This is a genomic window from Parasphingorhabdus sp. (assembly GCF_036964565.1).
Classification (GTDB): Bacteria; Pseudomonadota; Alphaproteobacteria; order Sphingomonadales; family Sphingomonadaceae; genus Parasphingorhabdus.
Genome location: NZ_JBALTN010000001.1, coordinates 181434 through 196786 on the forward strand (window position 1 = coordinate 181434; position 15353 = coordinate 196786).

General features: G+C 61.5%; 14 protein-coding genes and 1 pseudogene. 8 read left to right on the plus strand and 7 right to left on the minus strand.

Annotation, left to right across the window (positions count from 1 at the left end; all coding sequences use genetic code 11):
- Positions 1 to 73: 73 nt before the first annotated feature.
- Complete coding sequence (locus tag V7650_RS00840; RefSeq protein ID WP_335654345.1) at positions 74 to 1861, minus strand: long-chain-acyl-CoA synthetase; 1788 nt, start codon at positions 1859 to 1861, stop codon at positions 74 to 76.
- Between the two features lie 88 nt (positions 1862 to 1949).
- Complete coding sequence (gene hemW / locus V7650_RS00845; protein ID WP_335654346.1) at positions 1950 to 3107, minus strand: radical SAM family heme chaperone HemW; 1158 nt, start codon at positions 3105 to 3107, stop codon at positions 1950 to 1952.
- Positions 3108 to 3293: 186 nt separating this feature from the next.
- Here hemW and V7650_RS00850 point away from each other — a divergent pair.
- A pseudogene (locus V7650_RS00850) lies at positions 3294 to 3719 on the plus strand (CAP domain-containing protein).
- 130 nt (positions 3720 to 3849) lie between these two features.
- Here V7650_RS00850 and rdgB read toward each other — a convergent pair.
- On the minus strand, positions 3850 to 4494 hold the full coding sequence (rdgB, locus tag V7650_RS00855) for an RdgB/HAM1 family non-canonical purine NTP pyrophosphatase (RefSeq protein WP_335654347.1): 645 nt from the start codon (positions 4492 to 4494) through the stop codon (positions 3850 to 3852).
- A 111-nt stretch (positions 4495 to 4605) separates the two neighbouring features.
- A complete protein-coding gene (rph, locus tag V7650_RS00860) occupies positions 4606 to 5319 on the minus strand; it encodes a ribonuclease PH (RefSeq protein WP_335654348.1) in 714 nt (237 codons plus the stop codon).
- Between the two features lie 395 nt (positions 5320 to 5714).
- Here rph and hrcA point away from each other — a divergent pair, with 395 nt between their 5' ends.
- Genes hrcA through V7650_RS00875 form a run of 3 tightly spaced genes read left to right on the plus strand, consistent with a single transcriptional unit; the run spans position 5715 to position 8046 of the window.
- Positions 5715 to 6764: a heat-inducible transcriptional repressor HrcA gene (gene hrcA / locus V7650_RS00865; protein WP_335654349.1), complete on the plus strand. Its 1050-nt coding sequence runs from the start codon at positions 5715 to 5717 to the stop codon at positions 6762 to 6764.
- 23 nt (positions 6765 to 6787) lie between these two features.
- Positions 6788 to 7393, plus strand: coding sequence for a nucleotide exchange factor GrpE (gene grpE / locus V7650_RS00870; RefSeq protein WP_335654350.1), 606 nt, complete (start codon positions 6788 to 6790; stop codon positions 7391 to 7393).
- Positions 7394 to 7419: 26 nt separating this feature from the next.
- On the plus strand, positions 7420 to 8046 hold the full coding sequence (locus tag V7650_RS00875) for a DUF3885 domain-containing protein (protein ID WP_335654351.1): 627 nt from the start codon (positions 7420 to 7422) through the stop codon (positions 8044 to 8046).
- A gap of 120 nt (positions 8047 to 8166) precedes the next feature.
- Here V7650_RS00875 and V7650_RS00880 read toward each other — a convergent pair whose 3' ends face one another.
- A complete protein-coding gene (locus V7650_RS00880) occupies positions 8167 to 8955 on the minus strand; it encodes an SDR family oxidoreductase (protein WP_335654352.1) in 789 nt (262 codons plus the stop codon).
- Positions 8956 to 9160: 205 nt separating this feature from the next.
- Here V7650_RS00880 and V7650_RS00885 point away from each other — a divergent pair, with 205 nt between their 5' ends.
- Positions 9161 to 9757 carry a PadR family transcriptional regulator gene (locus tag V7650_RS00885; RefSeq protein WP_335654353.1) on the plus strand — a complete coding sequence of 199 codons (597 nt, stop codon included), beginning with the start codon at positions 9161 to 9163 and terminating at the stop codon, positions 9755 to 9757.
- Positions 9758 to 9925: 168 nt separating this feature from the next.
- Entirely contained in the window at positions 9926 to 10717 is a 792-nt protein-coding gene (locus tag V7650_RS00890) for a DUF4864 domain-containing protein (protein ID WP_335654354.1), read from the plus strand.
- 9 nt (positions 10718 to 10726) lie between these two features.
- Here the strand turns inward: V7650_RS00890 and V7650_RS00895 are convergent, their stop codons facing one another.
- A complete protein-coding gene (locus V7650_RS00895) occupies positions 10727 to 12082 on the minus strand; it encodes a GntP family permease (protein WP_335654355.1) in 1356 nt (451 codons plus the stop codon).
- An 84-nt stretch (positions 12083 to 12166) separates the two neighbouring features.
- On the minus strand, positions 12167 to 13327 hold the full coding sequence (locus V7650_RS00900; protein ID WP_335654356.1) for an indoleamine 2,3-dioxygenase: 1161 nt from the start codon (positions 13325 to 13327) through the stop codon (positions 12167 to 12169).
- A gap of 203 nt (positions 13328 to 13530) precedes the next feature.
- Between V7650_RS00900 and V7650_RS00905 the strand changes: the two genes are divergently transcribed.
- Together V7650_RS00905 and V7650_RS00910 are read left to right on the plus strand one after the other, a co-directional pair.
- Positions 13531 to 13821, plus strand: coding sequence for a YMGG-like glycine zipper-containing protein (locus tag V7650_RS00905; protein ID WP_335654357.1), 291 nt, complete (start codon positions 13531 to 13533; stop codon positions 13819 to 13821).
- A 69-nt stretch (positions 13822 to 13890) separates the two neighbouring features.
- Complete coding sequence (locus V7650_RS00910; RefSeq protein WP_335654358.1) at positions 13891 to 15279, plus strand: MATE family efflux transporter; 1389 nt, start codon at positions 13891 to 13893, stop codon at positions 15277 to 15279.
- The last annotated feature ends 74 nt before the right edge of the window (positions 15280 to 15353 follow it).

The following is a 15353-nucleotide window of genomic DNA, read 5'->3' on the forward strand; positions in this document are numbered from 1 at the left end:
CTCCGCTCGACGCGGAGCCCTGGAGGCGCTGAATGGTCGATAGACGCTCCGCATGAACTGCGGGGCATCCGCCCTATAACCGGTACTGTCCTGCCAGAATCTTCCCGTACTCCGCCGCCGTCAGCGCTTCGTACCTGTCCGCGCCGGGCGCCCCGAACCAGAGCGGATCGCTGACGCGTCCGATGTCGAATCCCTCTTCGACCAGTTCGACCTTGCGGTATTTGAAGGTGCCCGTGGTCTGGGCTTCCGGCTCGATGCGGATGAAAAGCGGCACCGCATAGGGCGGCAGCTGATCCACCAGAAAGGCCCGTAGCCCGGTGATATCAAAATCCCCGGCGACGGTCAGCGATGCCATGCCCGCCCGGCCGTCGGTGCCCGGAACCGCAACGCCATAGACATTGGCGGTCCGGACTCCGGGATATTGCGACAGCGTCTCGGCGACTTCGTTGGTGGCGACATTCTCGCCCTTCCAGCGGAACGTGTCGCCGATCCGGTCCTTGAAATAGATATAGCCGGCGCGGTCGCGGCTCATCAGGTCGCCGGAGCGAAACCAGGCGTCTCCCTTTTCGAACACATTGCGAAGGATTTTCTTCTCGGTCGCGTCCCTGTCCTGATAGCCGGTAAAGTCCGATGGGCCGCCGCTGTCGATCCGGCCGATCAACTCGCCCGCTTCGTCCCAGTCGGCTTTGACGCAAAAGCCGTCTTCGCCGCGGATCGGCTGTTCCTCCGCGACATCGAACCTAACGATCCGCACGTCGCCGAATTGCTTCTCGAGATATTTCGGAATCCGCCCGACCGCGCCGATCTTGCCGTCGAAGTTCATCAGGAAGATATTGCCCTCGGTCGAACCGTAGATTTCCAGCAGCCTGGGGACCTGGAAGCGGTCGACAAACTGCTGCCAGATATCCGAGCGCAGGCCATTGCCAATGCCGACCCGAAGATTGTGCGCCCGTTCCCTGGCATGTTCCGGCTGGTTGAGCAGATAGCGGCACAATTCGCCGATATAGACAATCACCGTTGCGCCATGGTCCGCCACATCATCCCAATATTGCGACGCCGAGAATTTGCGGCGCAGGATGACCGATGCCCCGCTCAGCAGGGCCCCGCCGAGGCCGAGAAACCCGCCCGTCACATGATAGAGGGGGAGGGTGATATAGACGCGGTCATCCGGCGTGATCGGGCAGCTGGGAATGGCGATGCGGAAGCTGCGCCGGGCACGGGCATGGGAAATGCGCGCGGCCTTGGGCAGGCCGGTGGTGCCGGAGGTATAAACGTAAAGAAACAGATCCTGACCGGTCAGATCTGCACGGTGGCTTCGGTCCGGCTGCTCCACGGGAAGCTCGGCGAGCGCGCTGTTCAGGTGCCTGCCGGCAGCGCCATCCCAGTCCCAGAGCGCCGGCGAGCCGTCCAGCTGATCGGCAATTTTCTCCACCTTGGGTGCGAGGTCGGACGAACTGATCACCGCTTTGGTGTCGACGATATTGAGGCAATGAGCCAGACCCGCTCCGTCCAGATTGCAGTTGATCATCGCGGTTACCACGCCGACTTTCGACAGGCCGAACCAGACGGCGACAAAATCGGGCGCATTTTCCATGAACAGCGCGACCGTATCCCCGGCCCCGTAGCCTTCGGACAGCGCCCAATGCGCGATCCGGTTGGCGCGGGCGTCGAACGCGGCATAAGTGACGGTCTCGCCTTCGAAATAGAAGGCGATATTGTCGGGGTGGGCGGCGATCGTAGCTTCGATATCGTCCGTGATCAGCGCATGGGCGGACGGGTCAATCTCCTGAACCTGCTTCATCAGGCCCTTGAGCGAGCGGGTGAACGCGACTTCGCGCTTGATGACGCTGAACAGGCCCATGCAAGTCTCTCCCCTGATTGGAGAGGATTGTGACAGCTATGCCGATAATATTCAACGCCGTTGAACGATAGAAAACAGCCTGCTTTTTTCAGGCCTCCGCGATGACTTTCGGCAGGATCGCATCAAGCAGCGGCATGCCTTTGGGCAGAACGACCAGCCGCTCGCTCCGCTGTTCGATAAAGCCAAGCTTGCCCAGCTTGGCGATTTCTGGCTGATCCACCATCCGCTCTTTTGCCAACCCGGTCCTTGCCTCCAATGCCTCTAGGTCCACGCCCTCGGCCAGCCGCAATCCCATCATCAGCGCTTCGGTCGCCCGCGTTTCGGGCGCCAACGCCTTCTCGACCTTCAGGCCATTGCCGTTGCGGTCGACAGTCGAGAGAAAATTCTCCGGCTTCTTGTGCCGCTCGGTCGCGCTGTCCAGCCGCCGCCCGTGCGCGCCGGGGCCGATGCCGATATAATCCTGATAGCGCCAGTAGATCAGATTGTGGCGGCTTTCCTGACCCGGCCGTGCATGGTTGCTGATCTCGTAGGCGGGGAGGCCTGCCGTCGCGGTCATATCCCGGGTCAGTTCGAACAGGTCGGCGCAATGGTCGTCGTCGGCCGGCAGCAGCGCTCCGGTCCGCACCAGAGTCTCGAACCGCGTTCCCGGCTCGATCGTCAGCTGGTAGAGCGACAGATGCCCCGTGCCAAAGCCCAGCGCCCGGCCCAGTTCCGCCCGCCAGTCCGCCAGCGACTGGCCGGGCCGCGCATAGATCAGGTCAAAGCTGACCCGCTCGAACGCTGCCTGCGCGGTCGCCAGCGCCGCCAGGCCCTCTGCGACATCATGGGCGCGACCGAGAAAGCCGAGCGTTTCGTCATCCAGCGCCTGCAGCCCCAGCGACACCCGGTTCACGCCGGCTCCTGCCAGATCGTGAAAATTCTCCGCCTCGACCGAAGAAGGATTGGCCTCCAGCGTGATCTCGATATCATCGGCAAAGCCCCAGTGCCGCTCCGCCGCCGCGATTAGTCTCTCGACCAGCGCAGGTGGCATCAGCGAGGGGGTGCCGCCGCCGAAGAAGATGCTCGACAGCGTGCGCCCCGGCGTCAGCGCCGCCTCGTGCGCCATGTCGGCGAGCAGCGCCGCCTGCCAGGCCGCAACATCGACCTGCGCGCGGACATGGCTGTTGAAGTCGCAATAGGGACATTTGGAAACGCAGAACGGCCAGTGGATATAGAGCGCGAGGGGCCCCATATCGGTCCCGTTCATCTTTTCCCTGATAGAGGCCATGTCATGCATATTGTTCGCGCCCTTAGCGCCATCCTCCTGTTCGCGCCAGCCATTGTGGCCTGTTCGCCGGCGCCCTCGCAAAGCCCGTCGCCGACCACCGTTGTCGAGCCCCGCTCAAGCATGGAGCCTAAGCCGCGCGGCGACAGCCGTCTGCAGGATGCCATGATGCGCGTCCATGATGACGTGCGCGCCAGGGTCGGCGCACCAAGACTCGTCTGGAATGTCGAACTGGCCAAGGATGCTGCCACCTATGCCGCGACCCTGGCCCGTACCGGAAAATTCGCCCATGATCCGCAGACCGGGCGCAATCCGCGCCAGGGCGAAAATCTCTGGATGGGAACCCGCGACGCGTACAGCTATGGCGAGATGGTCGGCGCCTGAGCTGACGAGGATCGCTATTTCAAGCCTGGCCTGTTCCCCGACAGCAGCACCACCGGCACCTGGGGCGATGTCGCCCATTATACCCAGATGATCTGGCCGACCAGCCAGCGGATCGGCTGCGCTGTCGCCAGCAACGCCCGCGACGATTTCCTGGTCTGCCGCTACAGTCCTGCGGGAAATATCGTCGGACGGGACCCGCTCAAGGGCTGATCCTTGTGCTCCGCACCTGACGCGGAGCTGTGGAGCCCCAAAGCCTGCTGTCTTTCCGTTCGTGCTGAGCTTGTCGAAGCACCTCGTGCCGAAAAGCGTCCTTCGACAGGATCAGGACAAACGGCTGTCCCTAAAAACAGGCCTTCACCAGCTTCCTGAACGCATCCGCCCGATGGCTCATCGCCTGCTTCCGCTCGGGATCCAGCTCGGCAAAGGTGGGGTCCATCCCGACCGGCTGAAACACCGGATCATAGCCGAAGCCCATGGTCCCGCGCGGTGGCCAGACCAGATTGCCCTCGATCCGGCCTTCGAAAACTTCCGAATGCCCGTCCGGCCAGGCCAGCGCCAGCGTCGCGACAAAAAAGGCGCTGCGGTCGACATCCGGGCCCTGTTCGGCCAGCAATCCCTCGACCTTGCCCATCGCCATATACCAGTCGCGGCCCGCGCCATTTTTTCCATCGGGGCCCTCGAACCACTGCCGCTCGGCCCAGTCGGCGGTATAGACCCCCGGACGCCCGCCCAGCGCCGCCACGCACAGCCCGCTGTCATCGGCCAGCGCCACGCAATTCGCGCCCACGGCGCTCGCTCGCGCCTTGAGCAGCGCATTTTCCGCAAAGGTGGTGCCGGTTTCCTCGGGCTCCGGCAGTCCCAGATCACCCGCCGACACCGGCTCGATTCCGTAGGGCTCGAGCAACGCCCGGATTTCCCGCACCTTGCCCTGGTTATGGCTGGCGATGACGAGGCGTCCCGGGGAGAGTTTGCGGTGGGTGGTCATTATTCTTCTCACTTCGTTATCCTGAACTTGTTTCAGGACCCCTTGATAGCGCGCACTGCCGCTAGAGGTCCTGAAACAAGTTCAGGATGACGACTTCTTTTTCTCTACTTCCTAGCCAACCGCGCGATCCTGCGCCTCGAAAATCTGGCCGCAGCCGATTTTCGCCAGCCGCATCAGTCGCATCAGGCTTTCCTCGTCAAAGGTCTGGCCCTCGGCGGTCGCCTGTGCCTCGGCGATGTTGCCATCACCGGTCAGCACAAAATTGGCATCGGCCCCGGCATTGCTGTCCTCGTCATAATCAAGGTCAAGCACCGGCGTGCCGTCAAAGATACCGCAGCTGATCGCCGCGATCTTCTGTTCGATCGGGTCTTCCTTGAGCACTTTCTGGTCGAGCAGGCCATTGACCGCCAGCCGCAGCGCCACCCAGGCGCCGCTGATCGACGCCGTCCGCGTGCCGCCATCGGCCTGGATCACGTCGCAATCGAGTGTGATCTGCCGTTCGCCAAGCTTCTTCAGATCGACGACGGAACGCAAGGAACGTCCGATCAGCCGCTGGATTTCCTGCGTCCGACCCGACTGCTTGCCGCGCGCCGCTTCGCGTGAACCGCGGGTATGCGTCGCGCGCGGCAGCATCGAATATTCGCCGGTGACCCAGCCGGTGCCCTTGCCGCGCATCCATGGCGGCAGGCTCGTCTCGATGCTCGCGGTGCACAGGACCCGCGTATCGCCGAAGCTGATCAGGCAGCTTCCCTCGGCATGTTTGGTAAATCCGGTTTCGATGGAAATGGCGCGCATTTCGTCCGGCGCACGGCCCGATGGTCGCATGTGTGATTCTCCTGTGGCTTTGAAGGGGCTGTTTAGAAGAGTGGGGCCTTGATGCAAGCCTCCTCTCCTCAAGTTCAGAGTCTCCTTTCATACCGGATGTTCAACCGTCATTGCGAGAAGCGAAGCGCCGAAGCAATCCAGAGCGTCTGCGCGCGGCTGTGGAATGGTTGACCTTCGGTCGGCTCCGGCACGCTCCGCTCGCAATGACGGTTGAGATTATCTTCCTCGCTGCATCGGAAAGGGAGCAGTTGGAACGATTTTTGTGCTCCGCACCTGATGCGGAGCTCTGCCGTCGCAGCAGGTTCTTCGCCGAACAAGCTCCGCATCAGGTGCGGCGCACAGCGGCCCTCAATTGCGCGCTGGAAACCCGCCGGGATTCATCCTATCTACCATCCATGACCAACAGTCCGATCACCGAAATGACCACCCGCGCGCAGGACATCTTCCGCGTTGTCGTCGAATCCTATCTCGACAATGGGTCGCCGGTCGGGTCGCGCACCATATCCAAGGCGCCGGGCCTTGAACTCTCCCCCGCCTCGATCCGCAACGTCATGCAGGACCTCGAGGAACTGGGCCTGCTTGCCGCCCCCCATACCAGCGCCGGGCGGGTGCCGACCGAGCTCGGCCTCAGGCTGTTTGTCGATGGCATGATGCAGGCGGCGGAACCGTCGCAGCAGGAGCGCGAGGCGATCGAACGCCAGATCACCGAACAGGGGCCGGTCGAGGATGCCCTGCGCGCCACCACATCGGTGCTCTCGGGCCTGTCCTCCTGCGCCGGCCTGGTGCTGGTGCCAAAGCGCGAACCGTTGCTCAGGCAGTTCAATTTCGTGAAATTGTCGGAAGTCCAGGGACTGGCGATCCTCGTCAGCCAGGATGGCGGCGTCGAGAACCGGGTGCTCGACCTGCCGCCGGGCGTTTCGGAATCGGCGCTGGTCGAGGCCGGCAATTTTCTCACCGCCCGCTATGGCGGCAAGTCGCTGTCGCAGGCGCTGGCGCAGCTCGACCGCGAAATCAGCGCGGGCGAACTGGCCATCGACAAGGCGTCGGAAGAGCTGGTCAAGGCCGGCATGGTCACCTGGAGCCGCGACCCCTCGGACCGGCCGGTATTGATCGTGCGCGGCCAGGCCAATCTGCTGCAGGACAACAGCGCGCTCGCCGATCTCGACCGCGTCCGGCGGCTGCTCGACGAACTCGAGGGCAAGCAGGAAATCGCCCGGCTGCTCGACAACGCCCGCGATGCCGAGGCAGCCAAGATATTTATCGGCGCGGAAAATAAATTATTCTCGCTTTCCGGCTCATCTGTGATAGCGGCGCCCTACAAGGACGGCGACGGACAGGTGGTCGGCGTGGTCGGCGTAATCGGCCCGACAAGGTTGAATTACGCCCGCGTCGTACCCATGGTAGACTTCACCGCGCAAAGCCTGTCGCGATTGTTGACCAAATGACAGAAATTAGAGTGATTTAGAACATGAGTGATCAGAAGCAGAAACCCCACGACCATGACGCCGACAAGGCCGCCGCAGACGAGCTGGCAGGCGTGCCGGAATCGATGAAGGACGATGGGTCCGAGCATGAGGGCAACGCCCCGAAGGCTGAAAATGCCGACAACCGCATCGAGGCGCTGGAAGAGGCCCTCGCCGAAGCCCAGCAGGCCGTGCTCTATGCCCAGGCCGAAACCCAGAATGTCCGCCGCCGCCTTGAAAAGGACGCGCAGGACGCCCGCGCCTATGCCGCGACCGGCTTTGCCCGCGACATGCTGTCGGTGATGGACAATATGCAGCGCGCCCTCGAGGCGATCCCCGCCGAGGTCAAGGACGAGGAAAAGTGGAAGGGCCTGATCAACGGCATCGAGGCCACCGGCCGCGAACTGCTGGCAGCCTTCGAGAAAAACGGCATAAAGCGCGTCGCCGCCGTCGGTCTGCCACTTGACCCCAACCAGCACCAGGCAATGATCGAAATCCCCACCGACGAGCATGAACCCGGCACCATCGTGCAAGAAATGCAGGCCGGTTACGTGATCAAGGACCGGCTGCTGCGACCCGCGTTTGTCGGGGTGGCGAAGAAGGCGGAGTGACCTCATACGCTGCCAAGGATGAGTGAATGAAATTTCAGGAAATTGAAGCAGCATTCGGCGTCCCTGAGCTTCCTCACGGCATTTTTTATGAATTTCCTTGGGGGCTTCGTTTTAACCTCTCTGATATCGAAACAAGTTCAGGGACGATGCATATCGAGCGGTTTCTCGATGCACTAGCGCGAGCAAAAAAAATAACGCATGCGTGTCTCCAAAATTCAGAAAAATTGACGGTATTATTCTCCCGATACGGACCTAAAGAGCCGGTGCCAGCGACAAACCGGGCCATCAGTCAGCTCGAGGATATTGGATTTGATAGTTCGCGATTGGGCTATCTTGGCGCAGTCGAGCAAGACGAAGATTTTGAAGATCTTAGATATCGACACTGGTATTCCTGCCGACTTGGCAACGAACCGGCGGAGCTGGACAAGCTGATATGGAACTGTGCAGCCCAAGATATGGGAGTTCAACCTTATGCAGAGTGGAGAGATATCTATTTCGTCGATCTGCAGAAAAGAATGATTGTTCACGTATATGACGACCGGGGAATGGACGTCATAGCGATGGACAAGGAGGCGATTGCACCTTTTTATACGAAGTTTAATGACTTGCTGTTAGATTATGACCGCGAAAAGATGAAACAGCAATTCGGATGAATACCGGTACTGCCCGGGCAGGTTGCCATCCAGCCCGATCTTCCAGCCAAGAGACATGTTCGGTTTTGATCCCAGCCTCCGCTAGGGCGCCATCTGTCGCTGCTCGTTTTTACCTCACCCTCAAAAAATCGAATTCCCCATCCCGCCATCGACCACCAGGCTCTGCCCGGTCGCATAGCCGGCCATTTCGCTGCAGAACATCGCGACAAACATGCCCATGTCCTCGGCATCGCCAAAGCGGCCGACCGGGATGCGGACCTGCTTGACGAATTTCGCGACCTCCTCGTCATAGCTGGTGCCGTTGGCTTCCGCCTGGCTGTCGAACATGTCGCGGATACCCGGGGTATGGTGCATGCCGGGCAGGATATTGTTGATCGTCACGCCGTGGCGCGCCACCTGCTTCGCCACTGCCACGGTGTAGTTGACGAGAGCGGCGCGCGGCGGTCCCGAGAGCACGCGCATGGCGGCGGGATATTTGGCGGCTCCGGTCGCGATATTGACGATCCGGCCCCATTTGCGCTCGACCATGCCGTCGATCACCGCCTTGATAAATTCGACCGGGCTGAGCAGGGTCAGCGACAGCGCCTGTTCCCAGTCCTTGCGGTCGACGGTGCGGAAATCACCGGAAAAGGGGGGAGGGGAGCAGGTCGCGACCAAAATGTCCGGGTTGGGGCAGATGGAGAGGATTTTCTCGCGTCCCTCTTCGCTGCTGTGATCGGCGACAATCGGCGTGATGTTGGCGCCGGTTTCGCGCACCAGCTGCTCGCAGACGGTCATCAGCCGTTCCTCGCCGCGGGCGGTGATGAACAATTCGGTCTTCTCCCGCGCCAGCGCCAGCGCCGCCCCGCGGCCCAGTCCCGCGCTGCCGCCGTTGACCAGTGCCTTCCTGCCGGTAATTCCCAAATCCATATGATCATCCTCTCGACAGGGGGCCTAGCAACAGCGGCTTCTGCTGCCGACTAGCCATTGTGAGGAATTGGAAGGATTGGAGGCCTGCGAGACCAGAAAGAATATTTGAAAATCAAAAGCTTGTGCGGTGACGGAAAATTGGTGCTTGCCGAATTCCAAAAAAGATATATCTTAAACGTAACTTAGATACAAAAGAGAAGCAAAGATGATACATGGAAGAAAATTCGGACCCGGCGGACACAGGGGCGGTCGCGGTCGCGGCTGGAATGCGGAAGTCGGCCAGAAATTCGCACAGGCCTTTGCCGAGGCGGCGTTCGAAGGGGTCAAGGGCAAGCGGCGGGGACGGATGTTCCGGCGCGGCGAGCTGCGGCTGGTGCTGCTGCACCTGATCGCCGAGGAGCCGCGGCACGGCTATGACCTGATCCGCCAGATCGAGGAAATGACAGGCGGCCATTATGCGCCCAGCCCGGGCATCGTCTATCCGACGCTGACCCTGATGGCGGAATTGGATCTGATCGACGAAGCGGTCGACGATGACAGCAAGAAAATCTATTCGATCACCGAGCGCGGCACCGGCCGGCTGGCGGAAGAGCAGGAGCATGTCGACCATGTTCTCGAGCGGCTCGAGGGCGTGTCGAAAATGGGCGAGGCCAGCGACGGTGCCTCGATCCGCCGGGCGATGCACAATCTGAAAAGCGCAGTCCGCATCCGGCTCGCGCAGGAGGACAAAGGGTCCGACAAGATCCTCGACGTCGCCGCGATCATCGACGAGGCGGCGGGCCGGATCGAGCGGTTGAAATAGCGGGCACCAATCGGGAAGTCCCTCGCGGAGTGCTACGGTGACCCGATAGAATTGCAATTATCTCTAAATTATGTCATTTTCCTTTGGTTCTTCCCACAATGTGATCCGCGATGCTCGCTAGTGTGGTTCTGACAATCGTCAACTCGGGTCGCAATATCCGGGGGATTAATGATGAAAACATGGATGAAGGTCGTGCTCGGCATCATTGCCGCTATCTTGGCACTGGTTAGCCTGATTTTCTGGCTAACAGGTGACGTGACCAAGGCTGGCGACGATTTTTTTGAGGCGGTTCAAAATGACGATATCGACGCCGCTTATGAATTGCTTTCTGAAGACTTTCAGGCTGGCACCAGCAAGCAGCAGTTGCAGACATATTTGGAAACAAATGCGTTGGACAATATTAGCGAGGTCAGCTGGGGCGCGCGTTCGATTGAAAACAATATGGGAACGCTGAACGCGACGGTGGAAACCAACAGCGGCGGCACGATCCCGCTGATGATGCGGCTGGTCAACGGCTCCAATGGATGGAAAATTCAGTCCATCCGCAAGGAAAGCGCTGGTTTCGGCGCGGGCACAACAGATGCCTCGCTGCCTTCAAGAGCCAAGCAGTCCGAACTTGAAAAGGGCACTATTGCGGCCTTTTCGGCATCGCTCGCTGACCGCGATATGACCAAACTCTATGATCATTCGTCGCAACTGTGGCAGCAGCAAACTTCGGTTGAGGAGTTGGAGAATGTCTTCGGGGAATTTTATGAATATGCCCCTGGCTATGCAGCAATCGCCAGGCTGAATCCAGTCTTAGACGATGCTACGATTGATGGGGAAACACAGGTACTGACAATCAAGTCACATTATCCCGTCGAGCCGAGCGCAGTCTATTTCGAAAACAAATATATATATGAAGGAACAGACTGGAAGCTGATGGGCCTGAACCTGAAAATTGGCACGTCGCCCAACTAAAGCGAGGCTTCAGAACAGCGTGAACAGGATCACCGCCATGATCGTGCCGACCACCGGTATCACCACGGTCAGCGCGCCGACCGCGCCATAGGCGTCCCTGTGCGTCTCGCCGCAGACCGCGCGGATCGTGGTCACGACATAGCCATTGTGGGGCAGGCTATCGAGTGCGCCCGAGGAAATGGCGACCACCCGGTGCAGCTCGTCCGGCTGCGCTCCGGCATCGAGATAATGCGGCGCGATCAGCGGCAGCGCGATCGACTGGCCGCCGCTGGCCGAACCGGTCAGGCCGGCGATCACGGTCACCGCGATGGCTGCGCCGATCAGCGGGCTGCCCGGAATATTCTGGACCAGCGCCAGCGCTTCCTGAAACGCCGGCGACAGCTGCGCGACCGAGCCAAATCCGACCACAGCGCAAGTGTTGGTGATCGCGACCACCGCGCTGGTCGCCCCGCGCGAAAAGGCCTCGGGCATCGATTTCATTTTCTGGTAGCCGACCATCAGCGCGACCAGCGCGCCCGTGCCCAGCGCCGCGACCAGCGCCCACTGGTCGAGCGATTCCTGCGGCAGGATCGCCGACACCGGTCCCATGTCCTGCGGATATTGAAAGACCAGGAAGATCGCCAGCACCGCCACCAGCGGCAGGATGCAGAGCAACGGCGCCGGCAGATTGCCATAGTCGCTGTTATTGTCGTCGCTTTCCCGGCCGACGAAATGCTCGCCCCTGGCGACCGCGCGCTTGACCATGTGGTTGAGCCAGAAATGTCCGGTCACCGCCATGAACAGCGCGATGACCAGGCTCACCTGCCAGCCGGCATAGGCGGTGGTGCCGAGAAATTGCATCGGAATCAGGTTCTGGATTTCCGGGCTGCCGGCGCTGGTCATGGTGAAGGTCACCGAACCGAAGGCCAGCGCCGCCGGGATGAAGCGCCGCGGCAGATCCGCCTCGCGAAACAGGTGCACCGCCAGCGAATAGACGCTGAACGAGACGATGAATACGCTGACCCCGCCATAGGTCAGCACCGCACAGGCCGCGACCACGGCGAGCACCGCATGCTTGATCCCGATCTTCTCGACGATCCAGTGGGCGACGCTGGCCGCAGCGCCGCTCGCGCCCATGATCTCGCCGAAGATCGCGCCGAGCAGGAACATGAAAAACCAGCTTTTGAAGAAGCCGACGAACCCGTCCATATAGGCGGTGGCAAAATCCGGCGCGCCCGCGGCGGCCAGCGGCGGCAGCCAGGCAATGCCGCTGGTCAGCGCCACCACCGCGGCGGCCACCGGTCCGGCGATCAGGATATTCACCCCGCGCACCGTCATCCAGATGAGCAGCGCGAGCCCGCCAATAAGTCCGATTGCCGATAGCATGTCCGTGCCTGCTCCCCGTTAGCGCCGAGCCTGTCGACGGGCGCGTTTCGATAGGCTCAGCCCTAACCGCGTGCCACCCCTTATTCAAATAGTCTGTGCGCGATTCTCGTCCCGGTGCTTCTTCAGATATTTCATGAACGGCGTGCCGCCGGTGCCGACCTCGGTGTCATTGCCCTTGCCGGTTCCCGCCTGCTTGTTGATATAGCTGGCCGCATATTCCAGATGCCGGGTGCGGAAGCGGGCAACCTGCTCGACATTGGCATTGAACGCCCGGCGCAGCGCCGCGTCGCCGCTGGCGATGGCAAAATCCCGCAATTTGCTTTGCTCGCGCAGATCCTCGATGAATCGCCGGTGCTTGACCGGACGATAGGCGTGCAGTTCGTCGAGAAAGGTTCTGAGCGGGTCATTCTCATGGCGGACCTGGAACAGCGCGTCCATGCTCGGCACGATCGAGCTTTGCGATCCGGTCTGGCCGCGAAATACCTGGCCCTTGCCCTGATATTTCTCGACGCCTTTGTAGATCAGGCCATCGGGCAGCGCCGGATTATTGGCCCAGCCGTGGATATAGGGCCGCACTCGCTGGAAATAGATATAGGGATCGCAGCGGTCGGGCATCCGGTCGAAAATCGCGTTGACCGTGTCCCAGCGGCCATGCATCTCTTCCAACAGCGCGGTGGCCCGGGCGGTATCTTTGGCTTGCGCGGCTTTGACCAGATCGCAGGCCATGTCGAGAATAGGTGCCGCGGCTGCCTCGATCGCGACATGGATCAGCACGAACCAGTTCTCGTCCGCGCCGCCATAGAAATTCTGCACCATATAGACATTGTCGAGGGCGATCGGACCTTCACGATCCAGCCGCGCCCAGTTGTCCAGCACATAGCCGCTATAGGGCAGCAGCGGTGCCTGGTCGAGCCGGTCGGCGAGCCACGAAATCGGCCGCGCGAGATTGGCGGGCAGGGCGCTCGGCGCATCGCTCTCGCCCCAGACATAGGCCTGGACCAGGAAGGAATAGCGCACCATCGCCACCCGCACCTGCTCTGCCGGTGCCTGGGCCGCCCAGTCAGCGAGATCAAGGAGCGGCAGGCGTTCCAGCCAGTGCCGCACCCGCCCGGTGGTCATCAGGCCGGACAGATTGTCGGCGGCTTCGACGACGGGGCCGAAGAAATCGGGAAGGTCAATCTCCACAAACTCGAAATGCGAGAGAAATCCGCGGGATGCGGACATATCATAATCTGACAATTTCATAGGGTCACCACTTGTGCAGGCGCGGGTTGGGCCGCCTGCTCAATACGGAGATGGTATCAAATGAAATTAGATCGGGCAAACCGATTTTCGCGAGAGGAAAAGCCGCGGCGTGCTTTAATCTTGCGCGATCCGCATTTGGTCCGGAACCATCAAAGCCATCGCGAGTTCGTATTGAGACGGGGCAATATTTGAGGAGAATCACCATGATGACACGCGCAAAACAAGTGGCCTTGGCCGGAGCGGCCGCACTGAGCCTGACCGCCTGCGCCGAAAACTATGCCGCAGAAGGTGCCGGTGCCGGTGCCGCAGCGGGTGCCGCAATTGGTGCCCTGACCGGCGGTGACGTGCTCGAGGGCGCCGCAATCGGTGCCGCAGCCGGCGCGGCTGGCGGCTATTTCATCGACAAGGACGACGGCTGCGACGGTTATGACCGCAACGGCCGTCTCGACGACGACTGCTACGGGCTTCGCGGATACCCCCGCGATCCAAGATAAGCCCATCTAGCCTTATACCGGCGCGCGGTTTCACTGGCCTGACAATGCGGGTTGGGCTAACGCGCGCCGATGACTGGCGCAGAGACACAGTGGCGAGAGCAACATCCGTGGCGGCATGAACTGCGCGTCACCTTGGCGCTTGCCTGGCCGCTGATCCTTTCCAACCTGACGATGGCGCTGATCGGCGCCACCGATGTGCTGATGATCGGCTGGCTCGGGGCGCGCGAACTCGCCGCCGCCACGCTTGGGTTCAACCTTGCGATGAGCGCGGCCATCTTCTGCATGGGCCTGATCACCGCGTCGGCGCCGATGATGGCGAGCGAAATTGGTCGCATGGGGCACAGCGTCCGCGACGTGCGCCGCACCTTCCGACAGGCGATGTGGGCGGCGGCTGCGGTCCTGCTGCCCTTCTGGATATTGTTGTGGAATACCGAGACGATCCTCGTAACCTTCGGACAGCAACCCGATCTGGCGGCGATCGCGGGAACCTATATCAGCGCCTATATGTGGTCGATCCTCCCCTTCCTGTTCTTCATCATCTTGCGCAATTTCATCTCGGCGCTGGAGCAGCCGCTCTGGGCGCTGATCATCAGCGTGGTCGCGGTGCTGTGCAACGCCCTGTTCAACTATGCGCTGATCTTCGGCAAATTCGGCGTCCCCGAATTTGGCGTCGTCGGGGCGGGCATCGGCAGCGTGATGACCAATGTCCTGATGTTCGCCGGGATGGCGCTGGTGGTCATGCGCCACAAGCGGTTTCGCCGCTATCATCTGTTCGGGCGCTTCTGGCGCAGCGACTGGCAGCGGTTCCGGATGATGTGGAAACTGGGGCTGCCGATCGCCATCACCATGGGGCTGGAAGGGTCGGTCTTCGGGCTCGCTGCCCTTCTGATGGGCCTGATCAGCGCCGAATCGGTGGCGGCCCATGCAATAGCGCTACAGCTCGCCGCCTTGACCTTCATGGTGCCAATGGGCCTGGGGCAGGCGGCCACCGTGCGGGTCGGCATCCAATATGGACGGAAGAACCATGCCGGCATCATGCGCGCGGGCTGGGTCAGTTTCATCCTCGGCACATCGTTCATGGCGGCAATGGCGCTGGTCTTTGTCCTGGCACCCGATCTGCTGATCTCGATCTTCATCGACGCCAGCGCCCCCGACAACGCCGAGGTCGCCGCGCTGGCGGTCAGCTTCCTTGCCATCGCCGCCATCTTCCAGATCGTCGATGGCGCCCAGGTGGTTGGCGCGGGGATGCTCCGCGGGCTGCACGACACCACCATCCCGATGCTGTTCGCGCTGATGGGCTACTGGTTCATCGGCATCGGCGTCGGTGCCGGACTGGCATTCTGGCAGGGCTGGGCAGGAATCGGCATATGGACCGGGCTGGCGGGGGGGCTGGGTGTGGTCGCCGTCCTGATGCTGTCGCGCTGGACGATGCGCGCGAAGCTCGGCCTGCTGCCGTAGCCTCGCTCCGGCCCGTTCGGCCGAAATTCCGCCGCAGGGTCCGCACGGCGGCAGTCCCGTGAATACCAGATATC

Bases quoted from the DNA above. Each gene is read 5' to 3' on its own strand.
- V7650_RS00840 (WP_335654345.1), bottom strand. From the start codon at position 1,861: ATGGGCCTGTTCAGCGTCATCAAGCGCGAAGTCGCGTTCACCCGCTCG.
- V7650_RS00875 (WP_335654351.1), top strand. From the start codon at position 7,420: ATGAAATTTCAGGAAATTGAAGCAGCATTCGGCGTCCCTGAGCTTCCT.
- V7650_RS00910 (WP_335654358.1), top strand. From the start codon at position 13,891: ATGACTGGCGCAGAGACACAGTGGCGAGAGCAACATCCGTGGCGGCAT.
- V7650_RS00885 (WP_335654353.1), top strand. From the start codon at position 9,161: ATGATACATGGAAGAAAATTCGGACCCGGCGGACACAGGGGCGGTCGC.
- rph (WP_335654348.1), bottom strand. From the start codon at position 5,319: ATGCGACCATCGGGCCGTGCGCCGGACGAAATGCGCGCCATTTCCATC.
- V7650_RS00880 (WP_335654352.1), bottom strand. From the start codon at position 8,955: ATGGATTTGGGAATTACCGGCAGGAAGGCACTGGTCAACGGCGGCAGC.
- V7650_RS00890 (WP_335654354.1), top strand. From the start codon at position 9,926: ATGATGAAAACATGGATGAAGGTCGTGCTCGGCATCATTGCCGCTATC.
- hemW (WP_335654346.1), bottom strand. From the start codon at position 3,107: ATGAACGGGACCGATATGGGGCCCCTCGCGCTCTATATCCACTGGCCG.
- rdgB (WP_335654347.1), bottom strand. From the start codon at position 4,494: ATGACCACCCACCGCAAACTCTCCCCGGGACGCCTCGTCATCGCCAGC.
- hrcA (WP_335654349.1), top strand. From the start codon at position 5,715: ATGACCAACAGTCCGATCACCGAAATGACCACCCGCGCGCAGGACATC.
- V7650_RS00905 (WP_335654357.1), top strand. From the start codon at position 13,531: ATGATGACACGCGCAAAACAAGTGGCCTTGGCCGGAGCGGCCGCACTG.
- V7650_RS00900 (WP_335654356.1), bottom strand. From the start codon at position 13,327: ATGAAATTGTCAGATTATGATATGTCCGCATCCCGCGGATTTCTCTCG.
- V7650_RS00895 (WP_335654355.1), bottom strand. From the start codon at position 12,082: ATGCTATCGGCAATCGGACTTATTGGCGGGCTCGCGCTGCTCATCTGG.
- grpE (WP_335654350.1), top strand. From the start codon at position 6,788: ATGAGTGATCAGAAGCAGAAACCCCACGACCATGACGCCGACAAGGCC.